Consider the following 23,721-nt stretch of genomic DNA (forward strand, 5'->3'; position numbering starts at 1 on the left):
GACATGACGCGCGCCGTTCCGAAGGGGGCTGAAATGCGCAGGCAATATGTGATGGCGGCTCTCGGGGCCGCCCTTGTCGTGGTGCCCGGCTCCGCCATGGCCCGCAGCGACGTCGGCGTTGCCGCCGCCGTGAACCAGGATGCCCTGCGCACGCCGCCGGGCGCCGTCACCCGCACCGTCGTGCTCGGCGACAACCTGATCTTTCGCGAGCGGATCGAGACGGCCGGCGAGGGGCTGGTGCAGATCTTGCTGGTCGACGGCTCCACCTTCACCGTCGGCGCCAATTCCGACCTCGTCATCGACGAGTTCGTCTACGATCCCGATGCCGGCACCGGCAAGCTCGTCGCCACGCTCGGCAAGGGCGTTGCCCGCTTCGTCGGCGGCCGGCTGAGCAAGAATGCCGGCGGCGTCACGGTCAAGACGCCGGTCGGCACCATCGGTATTCGCGGCGGCATCGCCAATCTCAACCTGCTGGACGGCGGGGCGCGCTTCTCGCTGCTGTTCGGCGACGAGTTGAGCTTCACCGGCCTCGACGGCGAGAGCCGGCGCATCTACGAGCGCGGCTACACGCTGGCCATCGCCTCGGCGCAGGCGGGCAACTACCGGCCGGAGATCCGCCGCACCAACCAGGCCGACATCGCCGGCGTGCAGCAGGGGTTGGCCGGGCGCAGCGGCCAGACCGGCGGCATCTCCGCTCCGCCGACCGACACCCAGGTCCGCAATTCCGGGCTCGGCCAGACCAATTCCGGCCAGCCGGTCGTCACCGTCCTGCCGCGCCCGCGCCCGGACGTCGTCCAGTCGACCCGCATCACGGAAGGCGGCCAGGTCGTCAACGAGATCAACCACGGCGCCAACGGCGACATCATCCGCGTCGTGGTTGGCGATCCGCCGCCGCCGGTCGACGGGGGCGAGGTGGTGATGCGCGTGCTCACCGCCGCCTCGTCCTACGATCCGGCCTTCGAGACCTTCACCGTCACCGATCCTGGCCGCCAGGGCCTCATCGGCGGCACCCCGGGCAGCGACATCACCGCCACCTTCACCGTGACCGGTGGCGGCACCCAGCTCACCGGCACGGTCGGCGGCGAGACCATCACCATTCCCCTGCCGACGGGCGGGGAGGCGGCGTTCCGCGTCGTCACCTCCACCGGGCGCACGGTTGCCGGCTCGGTCCATCGCAATGGCGATCATTTCCTCGCCTTCACCTATTTCGAGGAGATCACCGCACCGCTGCTCATCCCTTCCGAGGGGCCGGGCGACATCGGCGGACCGCTCATCGTCAACGAGCCGACTTTCGGCTTCTGGGGCGTGCGCACCGATCCCGATGCGGTCCTCGTTGCCGGGGCCAACCAGATCCGCCGCTATCACCTGTCGTCCGATCCGGTGCATGTCGCCCGCACCGGCATCGGCCATGACCTGTATTTCCTCAATCCGCTGGCCGGCGAGATGCTCGGCTCGTATTTCCTGCAGAACGTGCGCACCAGCGACTTCCTGACGGTGACCGGTCCGAACCCTGCCGAGAACGACCCGCGCTTCCTGGTCGCCTCCATGCTGATCCAGGGGCAGGGCGCCAACCAGGCCTCGGCGATCTCCGTCTCGGCGGGCCAGATCTACGAGGACGAGGAGGACGGTCTCGTCATCGGCGGGCCGCGGCGCGGCGGCTTCCGTGTGTCCGGCTACGACCCTTCCGTGCTCTATGCTGGTCCCGTCTCCTCCGTTCCGGGGGGCGATGGCAGCCATGTGTTCGGCCCGAACGGCGAGAATTTCGTCCTCGGTTTCGGTGTCGGCGACCTCGACACCGGCAATGACGGTTCCGCGCGCCAGCCGCTCCCTTACGGGTCCATCACCGACACCGTCTCCGGCTACATGCATGTGGCGCAGGTCGCCTCGGTCTCGCCGGTCGGCGAGTTCACTCGCACGAGCCGGCTCCTCAACGGCTATGCCTCCGGCATGGTCGAGGTCGGATCGAATGGCGGGGTTGCCGTGCCGTTCTGGTCGCTGACGCCCGAGATGCTGACCATCGGCTTCGACGCGGTCAACAATTCGGTCGGCGCCAGGATGACCGTGCTCGATACGTTCGAGGCGGACGACCACCTGGCCGCGCTGGTGCTGGGCTTCGGCGACAGCCTGTTCACCACCGGCCCGAACGGTCAGTCGGCGCTGATCGACGACGACCGCTATGCCCTGACCTACAATTTCGGCGAGACCTTCGCGGTCAGCGATGACGGGGCGGTCATTGCCCCCGACAGCAATCCGCGCAGCTACATGGTGCCCTCGACGCTGGTCGCCGGCGCCGACAACGCCCTGTTCACGGGTGTTTCGCGCTGCACCTGCGCCTTCCTGGAATGGGGCTACTGGGGCACGCGCTTCCGCGGCCAGGACGTGTCCGAGACCGCCCCGTTCGATCCGCAGCGGCGGGACTTCGTGCATCTGGGCACCTGGGCCGCCGGCGACGTGTCGACCTTCGGCGAGCTGCCGACCGTCGGTTCTGCCTCCTATGCCGGCCATGCGGTCGGCAATGTGGCGCGCACGACGACCGACGGCCCGGTGCAATATCTCGCCGCTGGCAATTTCAACATGACCTACGATTTCGGTGCGCGCAGCGGCACCGCCAGCATCACCAATTTCGACGGCCGCAACTTCGGCGGATCGGTGCTCGGCCCCTCGGGCAGCCCGGAGGGGCTGAACCACTTTGTCGGCGGGCTCGGCAATCCCGAGGAGACCCTATCGGGCGTCTTGACGGGCTCCTTCGTACGCGGCCCCGGCGGGCCGGCGCAGGGCGTCGTCGGCAGCTTCGGCGTGTCGGATCCCGGCGGCTCCTACACCGCGACCGGCGTCGTCGTCGGCCAGCAGTAGGCGAGTTTCCTCAAGGGTTTGCCGGGCGAAGGCCCGGCGCCCGCACCCTCGGGCGAAACCGTGCCCGATGCTGCTTGCGCGCTTGTGCAAAACTTTGGCGAGGGAACTGGACAGGCTTTGTGGGAGCCTCTATAAGACCGGCACTTCGATGCGACGCGGGCTTGCCGCGACACGCTTCGCGGGCCCAGGTAGCTCAGTTGGTAGAGCAGCGGATTGAAAATCCGCGTGTCGCTGGTTCGATTCCGGCCCTGGGCACCACCCATCCCCTTGAAATCGCTAGCTCTTTCGTCCGGTGGCATGTCGGTTGCCTCTCGGTTTGACGGATTTTTCAATCCGGTTTGACAGTTTGTGTTCGCCGAGCGTTCACGGCGGTCTCGAATACGGCACTCACATCGCCCATCTTCCGGCGAAGGTCGGCCGTCTTGCTGTAGTGCCGGGCCATGTCTTCCGTCTTCTGCCCCAGGGCATCGGCAATGGTCCGGTCATCGCACCCGGCTTCGCGAAGGATGGTCGCCACGGTGTGGCGAAGGCCGTAGAGCGTCAGACCGGGCTGAACCTTGCCGCCGGCCTCCAGCTCCCGCCGCAATGTGTTCCAGGAGGCGCGGAAGCCTGAGACGGTCCACGGGCGGCCTCTTGAGTTGGCGCAAAGCGTCATGGCGTCGTGCGCCGGAGCTGCGTCCAGGATCTCCTGCAATGGGCGAATGACGGGCCAGTAGACCGGCGCGCCGGTCTTTGACCGTTCCGTTGCAATCGCACCATCCTTGAAGAAGGTGCGGGGCAAGGTGAGGGCATCTTGCGGCCCCAGGCCGGTGAACATCATCAGCCCGATAGCCGGCAGCATGTGCGCAGGAGCACTCGCCAGCACCGCATGCCGTTCGGAATCGCTCCACGGGCGGTTCGCCATGGGTGCGCCGCGCTTGCGTCTGACGCCCCGCACGCCAAGTGCCGGGTTCTCCTTCATGAAACCGCGTTCCTTGCCCCAGGAGAACAGCAGGGACAGCACCTGTTTCACATAGGTGCCGAACCGTGCGCCGCGCTTGGCCTCGGCTTTGTCGCGGATCCTGACCACCAGCGGCGACTTGAACTTGTCCAGGCCGGTATCGCGGATCGGGTAGAGATAATCGAACACCCGCTGATAGTCGGCGCGAGTGCGCGGGGCCTTCTCGAGGAAATCGGGGCTCGCGCGGTACTTCTCTATCAGCTTGCCGAGCGTGCCGGGCTTGGGATCGCCGGTGACCGTCACGGCATCGGTGATGCGCTGGCATTCGGCGAAGAAGGCCGCCGTGCCGAGCGGGGCCTTGTTCAGGTCCACCGCCTGCCGGGTCTTGCGGTGGTAGCACCGCCACTTGCCGAAGCGATCCTTGAATATCTGGAAGCCGCGCACGCGCACCACGCTCATGGGTCAGTCCAGCTTGTCGAGAATTGCGTCGTCGCTTTCGGCCGTGCCTGCCTTGAGCTGGTCAAGCCAGGCATCCAGGTCGTGCGTGTCCCAGAGGCGCGAGCCGTTCGGCATCGCCACCGGCGTGACGGGACAAAGCCCCTCGAACGCACTGGAAGCGATCCCGCAATAGCTCGCGGCCGCTGCCTTCTTGAGCATCCGGAACGGTGGAATTTTGACCTCGATAAGAGCCCTGTTCATGGTCTCCAGCTCCGTTGATGTGAAAGGCGGTCTGCCCCTGCCTGAAGGAAGCCCAGCGGCGGCAGGCAGGGGCTTGAGGCGGGACCGCGCCGCCCATCCCACACCCGCCGCTAGATCGCGTGTCCGGTGATGAGGATGCGGCCGACGGTGGCCGCCGTGGCAGCGGCGACAAGCGCCGTGCCGATGCGAAGGTTGTCGGCCGCCGTGGCCGTGACCACCTTGTTGGCGTCGTCCCAATAGGCCGGCGCGCCGGCCGTGAAGGCCGCCGTGTCGTCCTTGGCCAGGTCGTAGACGCCGTTGGTGGCGATCTCGACTTCCGCCCCTTCCGCCGCCGTGGTGGCGGCCACGCCGAACAGGTGGCCGACCAGCACGCCTTCCCCGGAAGACAGGCCGCCGGCGGGCGCGGTGACGGTGACGTAGTTCCCAGGCTGCACGAAGTTCTTCATGGTCATGTGCCTTTCGAAGAGTTGATGTAGACCACCCGCACGGGCGGTTTGCCGGCTTGCGCGGCGATCTGGCGTTCCAGGTCGGCAATCGCGGCGGCCAGCTCGGCATCGCTGCGGTATTCGACCTTCTCGCCCTCGCTATCGACCGCCCGGCGCCCGCTGGAGCGGAGCTTGCGCAGCCGCTCCAGCCGGTCGGCCAGTTCGGAATGGGCCGCCATCACGCGCCCGCGTTCGTGTACCAGCCGCGCCAGTCGAGGAAGGACGCGCCGTAGTCCAGGCGAACCTTGACTTCCACGCCGTCCACCTCGAAGCCGGCCCGGCTTTCGGTCTGCGGACCTTCGGAGCCCATCAGGTAGGCATATTCCAGCCCCTCGACGGTCGCCGGATCGGCCGCGACGTACCAGCGGTTCACGTCGGTAAGGCGGGCTTCCACCACCAGTTCCAGCTTGCCGCCGAAGACGTTGACGTCATCGGTCCGGGTCGGCTGGATGGCCGCCAGGATCTCTTCCGCCTGCGTTTCCAGCTCCGGCGGCACCACCAGGAACTTGGGGGCAATGGCGATCGGCCGGCCGTTGATGCCCTTCTGCCGGCGCATGGCAAGACGTGCCGCCGACAGCGTTTCCTTGGAGATCGGCGCGCCGCCCGCCGCAAGGTTCCCGTGATCGGCATGGAACACGGCCTTGCCGTCGCCCATGACCGGGCCGAGGCCGCCGCCGACGGTCAGCAGGTCGACCAGGAATTGCGCCTCGAATTCGGAAGAGGCGAGGCCGAGCTTGCCGGCAAGATCGGTGAAGGCTCCCAGGTCGTCGTTGACGAGGGCCTGCCGGGTCAGACCGACAATCGTGCCGTAGGTGCCGATGGCGTAGGTCTCCTTGGCCTCGACAAAGCCGGAGCTCTTGAACTCGCCGTGCTCGTTCACCTTCTCCAGCTTTGCCATGTCGGCCGCCTGCACCTTGGTCTTGGCGCGGAAATCCTTGTGGCTGGTCTGCCGGGCCAGCCGCTTCAAGGTGGCCGGGGCAGTCTGGTACGCGGCCCGCAGGGTGCGATTGGCCGTGTCGGCGAAGATCGCCGGAAAGTCGCTGGTGGTGTGCAGCGCGCGGGTGATCGTGTCGGCCGGCAGCAGGCCGGTGGTGGAGATCCCCGCCCGCTGCAGGCAGTCGCGCGCCATGTCCAGCGTGGTCATGCCGGTGAAGGCGCGGGCCTGGTCGGACAGCTTGTGCGCCGGGTTCACGCGGGTGGCGTAGATCGCTTCGCCCATGCGGGTGGCGAGGGTGGCCGGGTCGTCGTGGTGCACCATGTTGCTGGTGCGTGCCACCGGCGCCCGCTCGCGTGCGGTGCGCAGCCGCTCCAGCGCCGCGGATCGGGCCTCGCCCTCGCTCGCGCCGCGGTCGATCTGGTCATTCGCCCAGTCGCTGCCGAGATCGAAGGTGGCGGCAAGCGCCCGGATCTCCTGATTGACGGCCGCGCGGGTCGTCTCCTGCACCGGCGGCGTGGCGGTCGTGGTGGTTGCCGGGGGCGCTTCCGGCTGGTTCTGCGTTTCGGGCATTCCGGTTCCTCGGATACGTGCGGCCGGGTCGGCTCCGACCGCCACAAGACTGATTTCACGTAGCTCCCAATGGGTGACGGTGCGGACCCTCGCGCCCGTGTTCGGGTCCTTGCCGTCGCGCCACCTCTTCGGGGAGTAGCCGACCGATATGTTACGGAGGTTCCCGACGCGCACGTCGGAATAAATGGCATTATGGCGCTCGGAAAAGCGGACCTTGGCCACCAGATTGCCCGCCTCGATGCGGGCGGCCAGGACAACGCCGAGCACGCTTTCCAGCCCATCTTGCCGGTGACTGTCGAGAAACGGCATGCCCTCCAGGCGGGCCAGGTCGACGGCCGAGTCGGAGATGGTCAGGAACTCGGTGAAGGGGCCGGCCGCATCGTGCCGGATCACGCCCGCGCCGGTGGAGGCGATCAGCTCCACCGTGCGGGCCTTCTCGTCCAGGCTGGCCGGGGTGAAGCCCGTGCGCATGAGAACGGGTGCGTTCATTCCGCTGCCTCCTGTTCGTCCGGTTGCGGCGCGGCCGGCGGCGTGGCGGCACGGGCGATTCCGAGCCGGGCCAGCCGCTCTTCATCGGCGGCGATCTCCGCATCCACGTCTTCCGCGTCGTAGCCGCGTTCGGCGATGACTTCGGAGCGCGAGCGCATCCGGTTGTTGATTGCGATCTCTGCCGCCCGCGCTTCCTTTTCGGGGTCCACCCAGGGCCAGGCCGGCGGCAGCCATTTCACCGACTCCAGCGATTGCCGTTCCGCCTGGTAGATCGCGGCCGGGATCTCGCCGGTAAGCACCTGGTGGCGGATGACGGCGCGCCAGACCGGCCGGCACATGCCGAAGACCATCACATGATGCTGGATGGACTGGCAGAATCGGCGGAACTCCAGCAGCGCCGCCCGGGCGCTGGAATAGTTCACCTGGCTGTAATCGCCGGTCGCCTGTTCGTAGGTGACATTGGTGCCGGCGGCGATCATCCGATAGGTGCTGATGGCCAGCGCGCCGGCCCCGCCCTGGTCGGGCACGTCGGGAAACTCCACCGACTTGCCCGGCGGAAGCGGGATCAGCGCGCCCGGCTCCAGCCCGGCCTGCTGTGCGTTGCCCGTCTGTTCCCCGTCGTAAAGGGATCCGCCGTCCGGATCGGTGATGAAGCCGGCATGCAGGGCGGCGACCTTGGCGCGCATCAAGAGCGCATCGTTGAGCGCGTCCAGCTCGCGCGCCGGCAGCAGCACCGGGGCGAACCACGACAGGCCGCGCACCTGTCCCGGCATCATCGGCCGGAACAGGTGGATAACGTCGCTCGCCGGCATCCGCACGGGCGCTTGCTGGATGCCGGCGAGCGTATCGCCAGGCGCTGCCCGGCGAATGTGATAGGCGGCGACGCGGCCCGTGCCGTCGAATTCGACGCCCTGATAGACCATCGGGCCGGTGTCGCTGACGCGGGTCACGGCACGGTCGAGCTGCTCCGGGTGCAGCCGGCGAAGCTGCGGCGCACCGGTGTCGGGATCGGCGGTGAAGATCAGCAGCGCTTCGCCGAAGGTGGCGAGATCGCGCACCGCGTTTTGCTGGAGGCCGAAAAAGTCCGTCCGCCCGTCCGCGTCCGCCTCGTCCGTCCAGGTCAGAAACCGCTGGTGGAGCTGCTGGCGCACCGCCTCTTGCGGATGCCGCGAGCGCGGCTTGATGCCGTCGCCGGCAATGTTGGTGGCCAGGCTTTCGGTGACGCGCACGCCCGTCGGATTGTTCATCGCAAAGTGCATCGCCCGTGCCGCCACCGTGGCGGCCAGCCCATGCAGGGTGCCGGCGCTGGTCACGGTCGGCGCATCCCGCCACCGGCGGCCGCCGCCGGCCGCGTCCAGCGACCGGGTGGAGAACAGGGCATCCAGGACACGGCGGGCGAGGGCGCGCATCGCTCAGGCCTCGCTGCCGGTGTCCGGGGCGAAGAGCCGGCTGAAAAGCGGGGCAAGGAACAGAACGCCATGGAGGGGATAGCGCAGCGCCTTGCGCTCATGGGCCATCCGGATAAGCCCCTTGTCCGCTTCCGTCAGCTCGTCCCCGTCGCTCTCAAAGGCGCGCAGAAGCTGCTGGTTCGGCCAGGGGTTTTCGGTGAAGTGGAAGCCGACGAGGTTGCCGGCAAGGTCGCCACCATAAACGAGGTACCAGTTGAGATTGCCCCGCTTTGCCTCGTTCACGACGGTCTCGATACCGTTCGGCTTGCGCTGGTGGCCGTCTTCCTCGATCCACGGATAGCTGGCGTCCAGGTGCTTGAACCCGCGCGCCAGGCCTTCGAGCCGGGAGACATGGACGCCCGAAGCGAGAAAGAAACTGTAGATCCGCGCCGCCGCAAGATGCCGGTCGTTGAAGTAGAAGCGCGAGTTGGCTTCCTCGCCGGAGCGCTCCGGGTGTTCGAAGCCGAACAGGCCGTTGCGTACGTAATTGCGGATCTGACCGGCATGCAGTTCCTCGGTCTGTCCTGTCGCCTGCGACAGGCGCCGCGCCATCTCTTTCACGATCATTGAACCCGTCCTGGTGCGTTTCGGAAATGCGATTTCTGAATTCATGATGCCTGCATGCCGGGAGGCGGTCAAGGAAAATGAAAATTCAATTTCTGTTTTGTGCCTTGCCCCCCTCCATCAGGCGGAACGGGTTGAGATCAGCGCTCATCAAAAGCTCGCCGCCGAGTTCTTCCGGTGCGGTGCCGGCGGTCGCGGCCATGGCGTCGAGAGCGGAATAGAGCGCCCGCTGGATCATCCGTTCGAGGGCGCGACGTTCGCAGGCGTCACGGTCGGTCAATGTTCGTTCGGGCAGCAGCTCGACAGCCCCGTAGACAAGCATGATTTGCAGCATCGCGCCGGCAAGGCTGGTCGCTCGCGTGCAGCAGGCCTCGGCTTTCAACGCCTCCATGCGGTCGAAGATCTCGCATTCCGTGGCCTCCAGCTCCGTCTTGCGCTCGCCGCCGTACAGGTTGGCGCCTTCCGCCTCCAGGTCCGACCATCGGCGCGACAGCTCCAGCAGCTCCCGGCCGATGGCCTCCACCCGGCACCCGCTCACAGCTCGTGTTCCTGTTCGAAGTCCGACGTGTCCAGTTCCAGACCCGGTTCCTCGTTCTCGTCGTGGGACCAGAAGTGCAAATGGTGGTCCTGCCGTTCGGAACCGTGCGTCGTCCAGCCGAGCGGCTGTTCGCCCTCGCCGGTGGGGTCTCGTTCGGGGCGGACCACATGCGGGCCGTTCGCCGGCCAGGAGAGATAGGGCTCGCCGTCGCCGGTTTCCTCGTAGTCGCAATCGCCGTCGATCTGGTCGAGCAGCGCCACAAGGTTCTCAATCGCCGCCTCGATGCGCCGGCGGGTGGCCGGCTCTATCGTCAGCCAGACCGGGACGCACCTCGCCCGTTCACGAAAATGGATGCCCATCCGTGTGCTCCTGTGGTATAAATTGATAACGGTGTGATTATTTCTCAGCTTGGTTATAACGTCAAGCTAAAATGAAAACGGTGTTATAAAATGCAGGCTGTGCAATGCCGGATGGCGCGCGCCGCTCTAGGGCTTGGCGTTAGAGAACTGGCAGAAATGGCCATGGTGGCGCCGGCCACTATTTCCCGGCTGGAGCGCGGCGAAGAATTGAAGCCGCGCACGGTCGAGGCGATCCGCGCCGCCTTGGAAGCGGCCGGCGTGATCTTCATCGACGAGAACGGCGAAGGGCCAGGCGTGAGGTTGCGGAAATGATAGGGTCAGAGCTTGCGATATTTGTTAGTATAGTTTCGCTTATTATCGCGATTGCATCTTTTATCTGGAATGTTTGGTCAAAATTTATTTATCCGAAGCCACGTATTCGTGTGTACGCTTCTGTTATGAGTGTATACTCAGGCGAAATTGAAGATGAAATTCTGGTTGTATCTGCGGTAAATTTCGGGCCGATAGAAGCGACAATTCGGTGCTGCGGAGTCAAGATCATCGATGAAGATGGAAGAGAGAAGACTGCTCTCATGAATCCATTGGACATGTATCCGTTACAAAAAAGGCAAACAATTGGCCCGTTTGGGGGCGGTCTTCCAAAGAAATTATCTGTTGGGGAAGAATTTTCTTTATATTTTCATTATGGTTCGAACGTAAAATTCATAGATAAGTGGGTGGATTGCTATTTTTTATCAGATACATTTGGGACGATGCATAGAAGTTCAAAAAAAGACGCTCAGAGGATATTCGATAAATTTGAGGCAGATAAGGCGAATGGATTCAGATTTCAGAATTAGAGTTCTCTATATAATGTAAGTTTTGAATGGGAATTCAATTTATTTTCTTATATTAAGTATAGATGTAATGTATTTGCGTCATCCCATCCACCCCGACCGGATGACTGCCGCGGGCTTTGCGGCTCGAACCTCCGGCCGGGCCAGTTCGTCCAGCCGATCCTGCCAGTTCGGGTTGATCACCTGCCGCGCGGCGAAGGAATAGACCACGCAATCCAGCGCCTCGGCATCATGGCCGCCGTCTTATTCGTGCTTGCAGCGGATAGCCTTTGCGAAGTCGCGAGAGCAGTTGCACATTACGATTGCTTGACTGGAGCGCGTCGAGGATTTGAAGCCGCGCACGGTCGAGGCGATCCGCGCTGCCCTGGAAGAGGCAGGTGTGATCTTCATTGATGTGAACGGCGAAGGGTCAGGCATTAGATTAAGGAAGGAGAATCTGTAATGTTTTCTGTTGGAGATAAAGTGCATCTGAAGTCGGGAAGCCCGGACATGACCGTGGAAGCTGTTGACGGTGATAGTGTACATTGTGTTTGGTTCAGTGGAATGAACCCTGTGAGGGACACTTTCAAAGTAGCGTCCTTGTCGAAAAAGGGTGGCGATAATTGGGATACGCCCGGCGGGAAAATTCTCGATTAGATCATTTGCAAAGTCCGGCGTGCGAGGCCCCGCGAGAGCAATAATTTGCTCTCCGGGGCTCTTTGTTTCTACCCCATCCATCCCGACCGAATGACCGTCGCCGGCTTTGCGGCTCGTACCTTCGGCCGGGCCAGCTCGTCCAGCCGGTCCTGCCAGTTCGGGTTGATCACCTGCCGGGCGGCGAAGGCATAGACCACGCAATCCAGCGCCTCGGCACGGCGGCCGGGGATGCGCTCGAAGCGGCGTTGCGGCTGGCCGCGCGCATAGCGCACCACGGCGCGCTCGCTCGCCAGTTGCTCATACCAGGCCGCCGGCAAGGCATCGGAAAAGCGCACGGTGTTGCCCTTGGCGAGGCGTCCGGCCAGGTGGCTCTTGATCCCGTCCACGCCGACAATCCACAGACGGCCGCCGCGCGTCTTGGTTCTGGATTTCTCGATCCATGGCCGCGCGCCCGGTGCGCCCTTGATCGCCAGCACCCGGCGCGCGGCGCGCGGGAAGGCGAAGCCATAGACCGCTTCCATGGTCTCGCCGTCGCCGGAATCGACCGCCACCGCATCCAGCGCCAGCCTGCCGCCCAGCGGGTGCGCATAGGTCTGGCGCAACAGCCCCTCCAGCTCGGCCCAGGTCGCCTCGTCCGCCGGCCTGCCCCACACAACCGCATGGCCGAGAACGAAGGCGGTGCCGGCGCGGTCCCAGCCGACGAATGTAATCTCGAGGCGGTCGCGCTGCACGTCCACGCCGGCCGTCAGGGCCAGCACCTCTTCCGGCATCGCCTCGAGCGAGAAGCCTTCCGCCCGCGCGGCGAGCGCGGCCTCGTCCAGTTCCTCGCCTTCCGCGCGCCAGCCTTGCCCCAGCACCGTGTTGACGAAGGTCTGCAACAGGTCCGGCGTGTCCTTCGCGGCCAGGAACTCGGCAGCGAGCTTGCCCCAGGAGGCATTTGCCAGCGGCGACACCAGCGCATTGACGCGGAAGCCCGCATGCCCCTTCACCTGCGGCGCGGTGGCGCGCCAGCGCCCGACCGCCACCATCGCCGGCTTGTGCCGTTCCTCCACCACCGATCCGCAGGACGGGCAGCACCAGGCGGCCTCGTCCGGCCGGTCGGCCGGCCACTGGATATCGCGCCAGGCGATCTCGTGGAAGGTTGCGCAGTCGGGGCAGGGCACCTCGAACACCCGCATATCGGAGCGCGCATAGGCGGCGAGCACATGCGAGGTTTCTTCGAAGATCGGGGTGGAGCCGATGACGATCTTGCGATCCGGAAAGGACAGGGTGCGTTTTTCGGCCAGCAGGATCGGGCTTCCTTCCGCCGTCACGTCCATGGCGTCGGCCTCGTCCACGATCAGGATTCGGGTGTTGTGGGCGCGCAGGTTGCGCGGGGCCTTGGCCGCCACGACCTTGAGCGAGCCGCCTGGGAAGCGGCGCGACAGCAGCGTGTTGCGGTTCTCGCCCTGGCCCTCGGTGGCACCGGCCAGCGCCCCGGCAAGGGCCGGCGAGGCCTCGAATGTCGGTTCCACATTGGTGACGACGAAGTTGCGGCAGTCGTCTTCCGTCGGCAGCACGAAGAGCACCGGCGCCGGCTCGTTCGCCACATGGGCGGCGAGCGCCCCCACCAGCAACGTGGTGTAGCCGATGCGGGCCGACTTCACGACTGTGACGCGCTCGGTCTCAGGGTCGCTGATCGCATCGGCAATGCCGCGCTGGAACGGGTAAAGGCGGATCGGGCCGGGCAGGGCCGACACGTCTTCCGGCAAGCGGATCTCGCGTTCGATCCAGTCGGACAGCGGCAGGCGCGGCGGTGGTTGCAGGGCGCGCAGCGCGGCGGTGCGCACGCGGGTCATGGCGTCATCGATCATTCGCCAGGTCCTCCAGGGCAAGGCGCAACTCGCTGTCGAGCGTGGCAACGTCGTGGGCGGTGAGGTGCGGCAGCACCTGGCGCAGGCGCGAGGGCACCGCGAGAAGCCGCGAGCGGACGCGGCGCAGGATGTCCGCCCACTCGCGCTCGACCTCGCCGGCCGGCAGCAGCTCGCGGCGCAGCAGGGCGTTTTTCAGCGCCGCATGGTCCGCCTGTTCCCGCACCAGCCGGGTCCGCTCGCTGGCCGCGTCCGGTTGCGCGGCGAAGGGCAGGGCCGTCTGGTCGCCTTGCGCTGCCGAGCGCTTGGGGTCCACGTTGGCGCGGATCCATTCCCGGCCGCGCGCCACGTCGATGCGCCCGTCAGGCTCCACCGGCAGACCGGCGCGGATCATCTGCGATACCCGCCCCGGCGAGACGTTCACCAGCTTGGCGAAGGCGGCTTTTCGCACCACCTTCGGCTCGCCGATCATCTCCGATCCATGCGCTAACTGCATGCCTAACCCGTTGTTATAATTGATGTTTAGCTATCAAGTTGACCTTAGGGAGGAAAACGGCGGGCCCTGCCCACCCGTATACAACGGGCCTAGGAAGGACCCGCCGCCATGGGTTCGAGGCCGCCGATAAGCTCCACCGGGAACATCCAGCCTTCCCGTCCATGCAATCGCACGGTCATCGGCGGCTTGCCGGTGCGCCTGTGATGCGCCTCGGCAGCCTTCTGCCATCGGGGATCGGTGGTGGCGATGAACTCCGCGCGTTTCCCCGCGCTCGGTCCCGTCCCGGCAACGGACGGTGGCCTTGAGATCGGGGCGGGTGTGGTCTCGCATCCCTTGGTCGGTGGCTCCCGGTCAGGCGGGGGCGTGTCCGCCTCGCGTGTGCACGCGCGCGTTTTGTTTATTTCTTTCCTTCTTATTTGGGGGTCACCGGTGACCCCTTTTTCGGGTCGATTTTGAACCCCTTTACGGTCTTCGCTGACCCCCTTTGCGGAAGAAAGGGGTTCATCCGTGACCCCCTTTTCGGCGGTGTCGGCGAGCCGGTCGAAGCGCAATTCATAGTAGTTCGGGTTGCCGCGCCCGCCCTTGCGGTGCACGGCAATGAGCCCCAGTTGCTCCAGCTTGCGCAGGGCGCGCTTGGTGCTGCTGTCGCTGGTGACGGCGGCAGTGGCGAGCGTTGCGACCGTGGGCCAGGCGCGGCCCGAGCGGGCGTTGATATAGCCGCACAGGACGATGCCCACGCGCACCTCAGCCGGCGTCAGGCGTGCATCAACGCCAAGCGCCAGCATCCATGCACCCTTGTCGGAATACTGGACACGATAGGTCGTGCGGCCGCGCTCGCGGTCGCTAAGGCGGGCCACCTTGGTCATGGGCAACCCTCCAGGCGGTCGGCGAGCAACAGCAGCCTGTCGGCCGCCTCGTGCTTGTCCTCAAGGATGGTTTCCGGGGTGGCGTGCCGATGCGATCCGATGCGCCGAACACGATAGGCCAGGTCCCGGATTTCCTCCGAAACGGGGTTTGACAAATCGCCGCTAAGTGCTTGATTTTGCGTGTTCGGTTTTACAGTCGAATTCGGCGCAAGCGATTGGCGGGCGGTAAGCCTAGCGGGATTGAAAATCCGCGTGTCGCTGGTTCGATTCCGGCCCTGGGCACCACCACTTCCCCCTATAGTCCGATCAGATCAAGCCCTTGACGGCCCCTTCGCGCGCCCTGGCCAGCCGGTCGCCGGGCGCCGCTCCGACAGTCGCGCGATCTCAGGTGCACTCCACGAGTGCTTGCGGGATATGCGCGAGAAAGGCGTCGTCGACATCGCTTCGCACGTGCCGCGACGACGTGATCAGTGCGATTTCGAGATCGATCCGCGGGACGAACGGCCGGATGGTCGTTCTGCTCTGGTCCGCGGAGCGGGCGGAAACGGAATCCAGCAGCGCAACGCCCAGCCCCTGCGACACGAAGGCCGCGCAGGACAGGGCATGCTGCATTTCGCCGACGATGCGCGGGGCGATCTGCCTTTGCGCGAAGACCTCGTTGATCTGCGGCCGGATGGCGCCGCTGCGCCCCAGGACGTAGAGACTGATTCCGTCGAGATCCTCAGGGATGATCCGGGGCCGCTCGGCCAGCGGATGATCGGCTGGCAGCAGGCAGACGGTTTCGACCTCATGGCGCGACAGGACGTTCAACTCCCGCTCCCACCTGCCGGGCATGCAGATGCCGAGGTCGTGCTCGCCGCGGGAGACCTGTTCGGCGATGGCGCGCGAGGTATCGGAATGCAGGCTGATGGCGAGGTCCGGAATGTCGACGGACACGCGCGCCACCAGCTTTGCGGCGAAGCTGTAGGAGAGGAACGGCGGCACCGCCAGCCGATAGGGCTCCAGCGCAAACCGCCGGATCCGCCGCGCCGCTTCCTCGACGAAATCGAGGCCGAGAAAGACGCGGTCCACCTCTCCGATGAGGCGCCGGGCGGCAGCCGTCGGCAAAAGCCGCGGCCCGATCCGCTCGAACAGCTTGAGGTCCAGCGTCTCTTCCAGGTCGGAGATCAGCCTGCTGACGGCGGGCTGGGAAATCGACATCTGCTCCGCCGCGATGGTCATCGTGCGGTTGGTCATGATCAGGCGGAACGCCTGGACCTGTCTCAGGGTGATGCGCGCGGCCATGGCTGTCCTGGCGAGGATAATATCAGGTTATGATAGCATCGATTATTGAGATTAGAAATTATCATTGAACCTCGGCAGATTAGGCAGATCAGAACCCGGCACGATGAGCCGGCGCAGCTTCTGGCAGGGAGATAATGATGAAACGATACGCCATGTCCGCGCTTGCAGGCGCCATGATCGCCGTCCTTTCGGGAGGAGCCGAGGCCCAGACGCTCCGTCTTTCCACCCAGGGAAATGCCCCGCATCCCTGGCTCGATGCCGCCGAGGTCCTGAAGGCCGAGGTCGAGCAGGCGACGGAAGGCCGCGTGAAGATCGACATTCATCCCGGCGGCGTGCTCGGCAACGATGCGACCGCACTGGACGAGATGCGGATGGGCACCATCGACCTGCTGATCGGCGGCACCCAGGAGGCGACGCCCTTCTTCCCGCAGTTCCAGCTGTTCAGCATCAGCTACCTGTTCCCGGACGAGAAGGTGTTCCGAACCGCCATGGACCCGTCGGGTCCGGTGACGGACTACTACCGGCAGGTCTATCGCGATGCCGACAACGGCCTGACCCTCCTGGCGCTGACCGGCGGCGGCATCCGCAATCTCAGCAATAACATCAAGCCCGTCGAAACCCTGGAAGACCTCAGCGGCATGAAGCTGCGCGTGCCGGGATCGCGCATGGACGCGCAGATGTGGGAAACCTCGGGTGCGCAGCCGATCTCGCTGCCCTTCACCGAGCTCTACACCGCCCTGCAGACCGGGGTGGCGAATGCCTTCGAGAGCTCGATCAGCGCCTATGTCGGAGCCAAGCTCTTCGAGGTTGCGCCCTACCATTCCAAGACCCAGCACCAGTTCATGGTCAGCCACATCACCATGAGCCGCTTCGCCTTCGACCGCCTGTCGGCCGAGGATCAGGAGATCTTCCTCAAGGCAGCGGCCAAGGCCTCGGCGACCGGCATCGACCGGGGCATCGAGTATGACGCCTCGCTGCTGGAGCCGCTGATCGCCTCGGGCAAGGTCACGGTGACGGAGGTCGACAAGACGCCGTTCATCGAGATCATCCGCCCGCTGCACGACCAGGTCGCCGCGGAAATCGGCGCCACCGACGTCCTGCAGATCATCCGCGACATCAAGTGACTTTCCGGAGCCGGCCCCGGTGCGTCCGGGGCCGGCTCCCTGATGGGAGGCAGCTTATGCTGACGAGATTCAATGCCCGGCTGGAGCGATTTTTCTATCTGGTCGGCGGCGCCTTCTTCCTGGCGTTCATCCTGTGCGTGCTGTTCCAGATCGTTGCGCGCAACACCACGCTGGGGACCTTCGTCTGGACGGACGAGGTGGCAATGTTCTGCTTCGTCTGGACCGTCTTCCTGGGAGCGGCGGTCGGATACCGGCGCGGCGTGCACTACGTGGTCGAGGTGCTGCCCGGCAGCTTCGTGCGCACCAACACGGCCCTGACCCTTCTGGCGCTGGTCCTGTGCCTTCCCGTGATCTGGGTGCTGACCGTCAACGGCTGGACCTATGCCGAGATGAGCTGGCGCCGCTTCTCGTTCTCGCTGGGCTTTCCGATGTTCTACCAGAATGCGGCCGTCGCCGTGTCGGGCGCGGCCATGGCGCTCTTCTCGGTCGAATTGATCGCGACCACCGCATGCCGCCTGTTCGGCAACCGGCAAGCTAAGGTGCAGGGATGATGCCTATCGTTACGCTGATCGCAGGATTTCTGTTTCTGATCCTCCTGCGCGTTCCGATCGCCTTCGCCATCGCGCTGGCATCGCTGGTTACGGTCGTCCAGCTGGGCCTTCCCGCGACATCGGTCGTCAACCAGATGGTCTCCAACATCAACTCCTTCGCGCTGCTTGCGGTGCCGTTCTTCCTGCTGCTCGGCCGGCTGATGAACGACAGCGGCATCACCGACCGGCTGATGACCTTCGCGCAGTCGATGGTCGGCCACATCAAGGGCGGGCTCGGCCATATCAACGTCCTGGTCAGCATGATGTTCGCCAGCATGTCCGGATCGGCGGCCGCAGATACGGCGAGCGTCGGCGCGATCATGATCCCGGCGATGAAGAAGGCCGGTTATCCCGCGCCCTTCGCCGTCGCCCTGACGGCGACCTCCTCGACGCTGGGCGTGATCATCCCGCCCTCGATCCTGTTCGTGATCTACGGCGCCTTCGGCAATGTCTCCATCGCCGGGCTGTTTCTTGCCGGCGTGCTGCCGGGCCTGCTCATCGGCTTCGGGCAGATGGCGTACACCTATTACGTCGCCCGGCGCTACGGGGTCGCCAACACGCCCTACATGCCGTGGACGGCGCGCAAGGAGAGCGCGCGGCGTGCCGCACCGGCCCTGCTCATTCCCCTGATCATCCTCGGCGGCATCATCTCGGGCTTCTTCACCGCGACCGAGGCCTCGGCCATCGCCGCGCTGGTCGGCCTGGTGCTGGCGGTCGTCGTCTATCGCACCGTGCGGCCTGCGGCCCTGTTCGACATCCTGGCCTCGACCGTCGTCGCCTATGCCCTGCCGATGTTCGCGGTCGCGGCCGCAGGCATCATGGGCTGGCTGATCGCCTATCTGGGCGTCGCCCGCGAGGTCGCGACGTTCATCACCTCGATCTCGGACACGCAGACGGGCGTCATGCTGCTGCTGATGGCCTTCTGCCTGATCGTGGGCACCGTGCTCAGCCCGATGACGGCGGTCATCATCTTCCTGCCGATCATCAAGGAGCTGGGCGTTCTCGCGCAGATCCCGGACATCCATCTGGCGCTGGTCGTCTGCCTGTCGCTGGCGATCGGTCTGACGACGCCGCCCTACGGGATCTGCCTGCTGATCGCCGCGCAGATCGGCGAGGTCGACATGCCGCGCGCCTTTCTGGCCGTGCTGCCGATCATCGCGATCACGGTCGGGATCATCCTGATGGTCATCCTGCTGCCGGGGGTCTTCCTGTACCTGCCCGCGACCTTCTTCCCCGAGGCCTTCCCGGCCTCCTGACGGCGCGCCTGCCCAACCCGAGGAAAAACAATGAAGATTACCGTGATCGGCGGCGGCCCCGTCGGTTTGACCTACTGCGCGCTTCTCCAGCAGGGCGGCCACTCGGTCGAACTGTGGTCGCAAACCCACCCGAACGGACTGAGCCAGCGTTTCGACGGCGCGTTTTCCGGCGATCATGCGATCTCCGGTGCCGGCAGCCTCGAGGATGCGGTGCGCGGCGCCGACGTCATCGTGTTGGCGCGCTGCGCGCAGGGCATGCAGGACGTGCTGGACCGTCTGGCACCGATCCTCGATGGCCAGGCGGTCATCTTCAGCGCCGCACTGTCCTTCGGGTCGATCTATCTGGCGCATGCCCTGGAGCGTTCGAAGACCCGCGCCGGCATCGTGTCATGGTCCACCACAGTGGCGACCGCACAGCGCAAGGACGGGGCGATCCGCGTCGGCACGGTGCGCGATGTGATCGACATGGCGGTGTCCGGGGCGATGCCCGCGGAGGATGGCCTGCGCCTGTGTCAGGCGCTGTTCGGCGACCGCTTCCGCCTCAAGGAGAGCCCGGCGCTCATCGGCATGAGCAACCTCAACCCGCCGATCCACCTGGCGAATTCGCTCGCCAACCTGACCCGGATCGAACAGGGCGAGGACTGGGAGAACTACCAGTGCATCACCCCCGTCGTCGGGCGCATGATCGAGGCGCTGGACACCGAGCGCCTGGCGCTGGCCGGCCGCTTCGGGTTCGAGGTGCGCGACGTCTTCGACCACTACATGATGACCTTCCCCGGCATCCGGCGCGGCAGCGTGTCGGAAATGGCCCGCCAGGTCTATGAGCGGGCGCCCGGCACCATGGGCCCCCGCAGCCTGGAGACGCGCTACATCACCGAAGACGTGCCCTTCGGCCTGATCCCGCTCTGCGAGCTGGGCCGGCGTTGCGGTGTGCCGATGCCCTTGCACGAGGCCGCCATCGCGACGCTCTCCGCCTATCTGGGGCGCGATTTCCGGGCGCAGAACGGGATGCTGGAAACGGTGGTCGCCGAACTGCAGGGCCGTCTCCAGGCGTCTACCGCGTGAACAGGCGGTTGACGTTCTCGACCTGATCGCGAACGACGTCCTGGAACACCTTGGAAAAAAGTTCGCCCCCGCGGCTGCGGCCAATGGCCGGAAAGATCGCCGAGAAGCGGAATTCGATCGCGGGGGTGAACGGCCTGACGGCAATCTTTTGCAGGTCGACGCCGATGACGGAAAAGATATCGGCGATCGAAATGCCGAGCCCGGCCGACACGTAGCTGGGCACGGTGTTGGAATAGAGCGTCTGCGCGGTCCTGCCCGGCTGGACGCCCGCGGCCTCCATCTCGGCCTCGATCTGCATCCGCAACAGGCTGCTGACACCGAGCGAGATGAAGGGCTGGCCGTCCAGGTCGGCGACCGAGATCACCTCCCGCTGCGCCAGCGGGTGCGCCTTCGGAAGCAGGCAGATCGCGGTGGAGACGGGCATCTCGATATGGTCGACATCGGTCCGCTCGGGCGGGACGCGGCCGAGCCCGATGGAAAACTCGCTGCGCTGCAGGGCATCGAGGATATGCACCGAGTTGTCCGAGTGGATGAAGAAATCCATGTCCGGCCCCTTCTGGCGATACCGGCGGATCGCTTCGGGCAGGGCGCCGGACGACAGGGTCGACATGGCGGCGATGCGCAGCCGCCCCTCGGACTTTTCGCGCATCTCCCGCGCGCTCTCGCGAACGCGCTCCATCGCCTCGAAATACTTCTCGACCTCTCGAAACAGCGCGACCGCCTCCGGCGTCGGGCGCACGCTCGACCATTTGCGGATGAACAGCGTCAGTCCGAGATCGGCCTCGAGATCGCGCACCAGGCGGGTCACCGCAGGCTGGGTGATGTTCAGGATGCGGCCCGCGGCCGTCATGCTGCCGCTGATCATGACGGCGCGAAACGCCAGCATCTGGCGATGGTTCAGGGAGCGCAAGGCCTCATTCCCTCCCGTGCGAATCTACCCGCTCCAGGCAAACATGACAGATCGAGAGTGGGGATGAGCATAACTTTATCTGATGGCGTATTCGATAATTCGATTCGCCAATCGACGGCACGGCTTCCTACGATCTGCGGCATTCCGAGACCCGAGAAGGAGCCGAGCGTGCCGGACATCATTGGTGAATATGTCGATCGTCTGATCACCGTCGAGATGCGCAACCGGGGCATGAATCACAATATCATCGCTCCGATCTATGACGAGGCGCGGCGCGAGGGCGGCGGCCGCCCCATCACCGCCCGTGCAGCCGAGGCGCTGGTGGATCGGGTCGGCGAAGGCGATGTGGTGCTGATCGTGACGGGCGCGGGCTATATGCCCGAAGTGCCGCATGGCGAAAGCGACGGGCCTCCGGGTGCCGTCTCGCTGGCGCGGGCGCTGTATTGGGGCCTCAAGGCCGTCCCGGTCTACGTCTCCGAAGTGTGTCACGCTCCCCCGATCAAGGCCTCGTCCGAGGCCGCCGGCATCATGATCCGCGATTACGAGCTGGCGACGGGCCGCCGCATGGGCGCCGCCCAGGTCACCGCTCCGGAGGAGCAGGGCGACATCGACCAGTGGGCGAGGGACCTGCTCGACCGGACGCAGCCCAAGGCGATCATCGCCATCGAGCGGCTCGGCCCGAACGAGAACGGCATCGTCCACTATTCGACCGGCGTTGCGCCGAAGAACTGCGTGAACCTCGGTCCCCTGTTCGACCAGGCGGCGGAACGCGGCGTCCTCAGCATCGGCGTCGGCGACAACGGCAACGAGATCGGCTTCGGCCGCATCCATTCCTTCATGCAGGACTTCCACCCCTACGGCCGCGAGACGCAGACCGACAAGCCCGGCGGCGCGATCACGGTGACGGCCACCGACATCTTCCTGCCGGCCTCGATTTCCAACTGGGGCGCCTACGGCATCTCCGCGATGCTGGGCTTCCTGTTGAAGGACAAGGAGCTGGTCCAGGATCCGGAGACGGAAAAGCGCATCATCCGCGCCTGCCTGGATGCCGGCGGCTGGGAGATGCGCTACTGCACCTCGCGCTTCATCGTCGATGGGGCGGAAGGCGAAAGCTCCATGGCCATCGTGCAGCTGCTGCGCGACATGGTCCGCGTGAACATCGCGCAGCCCGACCGCGGGTTGTCGCACGGCAAGATGAAAGAGGCGGCGCGATAAAGCCGCCCGACCCCGCACGGCCCTGCCGGAACAATGGCAGGGCCGGCCCCACCCGACAGAGAGGAACTTCCATGAACACTCTTGCGAAACTGCTCGGCGCCACGGCGCTGGCATGCCTGCTTCCCATGGTCGCCGCGGCTCAGGACCTGCCGCAGACCAAGCTTTCGGTCATCGGCTCGCCGGTCAACTCGCCGAACTGGACCAACGTGCTGCAGCCGTTCTGGAACGAGACGGTTCCGGCCGACAGCAACGGCCGCGTCACGGCAAATGCGGTCAGCATGACCGACCTCGGCGCCAAGGGCCCGGAGCTGATGCGCCTTGCCGCCTCTGGCGTTGCAGACATCGTCGCGGGCAGCACGACCCTGATTTCCGGCGAGTTGCCGGAGAACGACTCCATCGATCTGGCTGGCCTCGCCCAGGATATCGACACGCTGCAGCAGATCATCGACGCTTATCGCCCGACGCTGGAAGAGCGCTACCGCGACCGCCTCGGCGTCGTCCCGCTCGGCTTCTGGCCGACCGGCGCGCAGGTCCTGTGGTGCGCGACCCCGGTCGAAGGCCTCGACGATCTGGCCGGCAAGAAGGTCCGCGTGTTCTCCACCACCACCTCGTCGCTGACCGCGGCGCTGGGCGCCACGCCCGTCACCATGGCCTTCAACGAGGTGGTGCCGGCCATGCAGCGCGGCGTCATCGACTGCGCGTTCACCGGCTCGAACTCGGGCAACAACGCGAAATGGACGGACGTCTCCACGCATCTGGTCGATCTGACCGTCGGCTGGGGCGTCAACTTCATCGTCGCCAATTCCAAGACCTGGGATGCGCTGGACCCGGCCGTTCAGACCTTCCTGCGCGAGGAGGTGCGCACCAAGCTGGAGCCCGCGGGCTGGGAGATGGCCCGCGTCGCGACGCAGCAGGGCATCTGGTGTTCGGTCGGCGACGACCGCTGCGAGCCTGAGGCGACCGCGCCGCGCAACCTGACGAAAGCCGGCCTGAAGCTGGTCGAGCTGACCGAGGCCGAGAGCGCCCGTCTTCGCGAGATCGTCGCCGAGCACGTCATGCCCGAGTTCACCCAGGCTTGCGGCGCGGACTGCGTCACCCGCTGGAACGAGACGGTCGGCAAGGTTCTGGACATCCAGCTGACAACGGCGAGGTGATCAGCTTGGCCGATCCCCTGATCTCTCGCAAGCTGGCGCGACTGGCCCGGTTTGCCGCCATCGGCAGCGGATTGCTGCTGCTGGGGGCGGCCGGCCTGATGACGGTGGAAATCCTGTCGCGCCGCCTCTTTCACTTCGGCCTCATCGGCGTCGACGAACTGGCGGGCTACGCCTTCGCCATCGCCATGGCCTGGGGCTTTGCCCAGGCCCTGTTCATGCGGGCGCATATCCGCGTGGACCTCGTCTATCTGCAGTTGCCGGCCGGGGTGCAGCGGTTTCTGGACGTCGTGGCCCTCGGGGCATTCACCGGGATCATCGGCATCCTCGTCACCCATGCTTGGGGCACGCTGGCGGAATCCCTGCGTCTCGGGGCACGCGCCAGCACGCCGCTGGCAACGCCCCTGTGGATCCCGCAGGCGCTCTGGCTGGCGGGGCTGATCTTCTTCCTGATCTGCCTTGCGGGATTGCTGTTCGATCTCGTGCGTGCGCTTGCCCGCGGCGATCAGGCCCAGGCGGCCGAGCTGGGCGCCTCGGAATCGGCATTGCGGAGGCGGTGA

General features: G+C 65.8%; 25 protein-coding genes and 1 tRNA gene. 12 read left to right on the top strand and 14 right to left on the bottom strand.

Going from position 1 to position 23,721, the window contains the following annotated elements:
* The first annotated feature begins 3 nt into the window (after nucleotides 1-3).
* The gene (locus GH266_RS20050) at nucleotides 4-2,853 is read left to right on the top strand and encodes a FecR family protein (RefSeq protein ID WP_199270388.1); all 2,850 of its coding nucleotides are present in this window, start codon (nucleotides 4-6) and stop codon (nucleotides 2,851-2,853) included.
* 182 nt (nucleotides 2,854-3,035) lie between these two features.
* Nucleotides 3,036-3,111 (top strand) — tRNA-Phe (locus tag GH266_RS20055).
* Between the two features lie 70 nt (nucleotides 3,112-3,181).
* Here GH266_RS20055 and GH266_RS20060 read toward each other — a convergent pair.
* The 9 genes from GH266_RS20060 to GH266_RS20100 form a co-directional block, all read right to left on the bottom strand.
* Entirely contained in the window at nucleotides 3,182-4,252 is a 1,071-nt protein-coding gene (locus GH266_RS20060; RefSeq protein ID WP_158195404.1) for a tyrosine-type recombinase/integrase, read from the bottom strand.
* 3 nt (nucleotides 4,253-4,255) lie between these two features.
* On the bottom strand, nucleotides 4,256-4,492 hold the full coding sequence (locus tag GH266_RS20065) for a transglutaminase-like domain-containing protein (protein ID WP_083206305.1): 237 nt from the start codon (nucleotides 4,490-4,492) through the stop codon (nucleotides 4,256-4,258).
* Between the two features lie 110 nt (nucleotides 4,493-4,602).
* Nucleotides 4,603-4,944, bottom strand: a complete 342-nt coding sequence (locus tag GH266_RS20070) for a DUF2190 family protein (protein WP_244953725.1) — start codon at nucleotides 4,942-4,944, stop codon at nucleotides 4,603-4,605.
* Nucleotides 4,941-5,156 (bottom strand): phage head-tail joining protein, encoded by a 216-nt coding sequence (locus GH266_RS20075; protein ID WP_158195405.1) that lies wholly within the window; start codon nucleotides 5,154-5,156, stop codon nucleotides 4,941-4,943. The genes GH266_RS20070 and GH266_RS20075 overlap by 4 nt, the downstream gene beginning before the upstream one ends.
* Complete coding sequence (locus GH266_RS20080; RefSeq protein WP_158195406.1) at nucleotides 5,156-6,973, bottom strand: prohead protease/major capsid protein fusion protein; 1,818 nt, start codon at nucleotides 6,971-6,973, stop codon at nucleotides 5,156-5,158. The genes GH266_RS20075 and GH266_RS20080 overlap by 1 nt, the downstream gene beginning before the upstream one ends.
* Complete coding sequence (locus GH266_RS20085) at nucleotides 6,970-8,382, bottom strand: phage portal protein (RefSeq protein WP_158195407.1); 1,413 nt, start codon at nucleotides 8,380-8,382, stop codon at nucleotides 6,970-6,972. Before GH266_RS20085 ends, GH266_RS20080 begins: the two co-directional genes overlap by 4 nt.
* A 3-nt stretch (nucleotides 8,383-8,385) precedes the next feature.
* Complete coding sequence (locus GH266_RS20090) at nucleotides 8,386-8,988, bottom strand: hypothetical protein (protein ID WP_158195408.1); 603 nt, start codon at nucleotides 8,986-8,988, stop codon at nucleotides 8,386-8,388.
* An 85-nt stretch (nucleotides 8,989-9,073) separates the two neighbouring features.
* Nucleotides 9,074-9,508: a hypothetical protein gene (locus GH266_RS20095; RefSeq protein ID WP_158195409.1), complete on the bottom strand. Its 435-nt coding sequence runs from the start codon at nucleotides 9,506-9,508 to the stop codon at nucleotides 9,074-9,076.
* An 11-nt stretch (nucleotides 9,509-9,519) separates the two neighbouring features.
* Nucleotides 9,520-9,882: a hypothetical protein gene (locus tag GH266_RS20100; RefSeq protein ID WP_158195410.1), complete on the bottom strand. Its 363-nt coding sequence runs from the start codon at nucleotides 9,880-9,882 to the stop codon at nucleotides 9,520-9,522.
* A gap of 90 nt (nucleotides 9,883-9,972) precedes the next feature.
* On the opposite strand from GH266_RS20100, the gene GH266_RS20105 reads away from it, so the two are divergent.
* From GH266_RS20105 to GH266_RS23710, 3 genes are all read left to right on the top strand, one after another.
* Complete coding sequence (locus GH266_RS20105; protein WP_199270389.1) at nucleotides 9,973-10,194, top strand: helix-turn-helix domain-containing protein; 222 nt, start codon at nucleotides 9,973-9,975, stop codon at nucleotides 10,192-10,194.
* Complete coding sequence (locus tag GH266_RS20110; RefSeq protein WP_158195411.1) at nucleotides 10,191-10,721, top strand: hypothetical protein; 531 nt, start codon at nucleotides 10,191-10,193, stop codon at nucleotides 10,719-10,721. Before GH266_RS20105 ends, GH266_RS20110 begins: the two co-directional genes overlap by 4 nt.
* Nucleotides 10,722-11,159: 438 nt before the next feature.
* Nucleotides 11,160-11,354, top strand: a complete 195-nt coding sequence (locus GH266_RS23710; RefSeq protein ID WP_158195412.1) for a YodC family protein — start codon at nucleotides 11,160-11,162, stop codon at nucleotides 11,352-11,354.
* A 68-nt stretch (nucleotides 11,355-11,422) separates the two neighbouring features.
* Here the strand turns inward: GH266_RS23710 and GH266_RS20120 are convergent, their stop codons facing one another.
* The 4 genes from GH266_RS20120 to GH266_RS20135 form a co-directional block, all read right to left on the bottom strand.
* Nucleotides 11,423-13,207 (bottom strand): phage terminase large subunit family protein, encoded by a 1,785-nt coding sequence (locus GH266_RS20120; RefSeq protein WP_158195413.1) that lies wholly within the window; start codon nucleotides 13,205-13,207, stop codon nucleotides 11,423-11,425.
* Nucleotides 13,197-13,676, bottom strand: a complete 480-nt coding sequence (locus GH266_RS20125) for a DNA packaging protein (RefSeq protein ID WP_199270390.1) — start codon at nucleotides 13,674-13,676, stop codon at nucleotides 13,197-13,199. The genes GH266_RS20120 and GH266_RS20125 overlap by 11 nt, the downstream gene beginning before the upstream one ends.
* Before the next feature lie 113 nt (nucleotides 13,677-13,789).
* Nucleotides 13,790-14,566 carry a helix-turn-helix domain-containing protein gene (locus GH266_RS20130; RefSeq protein ID WP_158195415.1) on the bottom strand — a complete coding sequence of 259 codons (777 nt, stop codon included), beginning with the start codon at nucleotides 14,564-14,566 and terminating at the stop codon, nucleotides 13,790-13,792.
* A gap of 384 nt (nucleotides 14,567-14,950) precedes the next feature.
* Nucleotides 14,951-15,850: a LysR substrate-binding domain-containing protein gene (locus GH266_RS20135; protein ID WP_158195416.1), complete on the bottom strand. Its 900-nt coding sequence runs from the start codon at nucleotides 15,848-15,850 to the stop codon at nucleotides 14,951-14,953.
* 137 nt (nucleotides 15,851-15,987) lie between these two features.
* Here GH266_RS20135 and GH266_RS20140 point away from each other — a divergent pair, with 137 nt between their 5' ends.
* Genes GH266_RS20140 through GH266_RS20155 form a run of 4 tightly spaced genes read left to right on the top strand, consistent with a single transcriptional unit; the run spans nucleotide 15,988 to nucleotide 19,885 of the window.
* Complete coding sequence (locus tag GH266_RS20140; RefSeq protein ID WP_199270391.1) at nucleotides 15,988-16,974, top strand: TRAP transporter substrate-binding protein; 987 nt, start codon at nucleotides 15,988-15,990, stop codon at nucleotides 16,972-16,974.
* 56 nt (nucleotides 16,975-17,030) lie between these two features.
* Entirely contained in the window at nucleotides 17,031-17,525 is a 495-nt protein-coding gene (locus GH266_RS20145) for a TRAP transporter small permease (protein ID WP_158195418.1), read from the top strand.
* A complete protein-coding gene (locus GH266_RS20150) occupies nucleotides 17,522-18,820 on the top strand; it encodes a TRAP transporter large permease (protein WP_158195419.1) in 1,299 nt (432 codons plus the stop codon). The genes GH266_RS20145 and GH266_RS20150 overlap by 4 nt, the downstream gene beginning before the upstream one ends.
* 30 nt (nucleotides 18,821-18,850) lie before the next feature.
* Nucleotides 18,851-19,885: an NAD/NADP-dependent octopine/nopaline dehydrogenase family protein gene (locus tag GH266_RS20155; RefSeq protein WP_158195420.1), complete on the top strand. Its 1,035-nt coding sequence runs from the start codon at nucleotides 18,851-18,853 to the stop codon at nucleotides 19,883-19,885.
* Here the strand turns inward: GH266_RS20155 and GH266_RS20160 are convergent.
* On the bottom strand, nucleotides 19,875-20,795 hold the full coding sequence (locus GH266_RS20160) for a LysR family transcriptional regulator (protein ID WP_158195421.1): 921 nt from the start codon (nucleotides 20,793-20,795) through the stop codon (nucleotides 19,875-19,877). The two genes, GH266_RS20155 and GH266_RS20160, sit on opposite strands and share 11 nt — an antisense overlap.
* 168 nt (nucleotides 20,796-20,963) lie before the next feature.
* On the opposite strand from GH266_RS20160, the gene GH266_RS20165 reads away from it, so the two are divergent.
* The 3 genes from GH266_RS20165 to GH266_RS20175 all read left to right on the top strand — a co-directional run bounded on the left by GH266_RS20165 (nucleotide 20,964) and on the right by GH266_RS20175 (nucleotide 23,721).
* Nucleotides 20,964-22,010 (top strand): glutamate cyclase domain-containing protein, encoded by a 1,047-nt coding sequence (locus GH266_RS20165; RefSeq protein ID WP_158195422.1) that lies wholly within the window; start codon nucleotides 20,964-20,966, stop codon nucleotides 22,008-22,010.
* Between the two features lie 71 nt (nucleotides 22,011-22,081).
* On the top strand, nucleotides 22,082-23,164 hold the full coding sequence (locus tag GH266_RS20170; protein ID WP_158195423.1) for a TRAP transporter substrate-binding protein: 1,083 nt from the start codon (nucleotides 22,082-22,084) through the stop codon (nucleotides 23,162-23,164).
* A 5-nt stretch (nucleotides 23,165-23,169) separates the two neighbouring features.
* The gene (locus GH266_RS20175) at nucleotides 23,170-23,721 is read left to right on the top strand and encodes a TRAP transporter small permease subunit (RefSeq protein WP_158195424.1); all 552 of its coding nucleotides are present in this window, start codon (nucleotides 23,170-23,172) and stop codon (nucleotides 23,719-23,721) included.

It is taken from the genome of Stappia indica, assembly GCF_009789575.1.
Lineage (GTDB): Bacteria > Pseudomonadota > Alphaproteobacteria > Rhizobiales > Stappiaceae > Stappia > Stappia indica_A.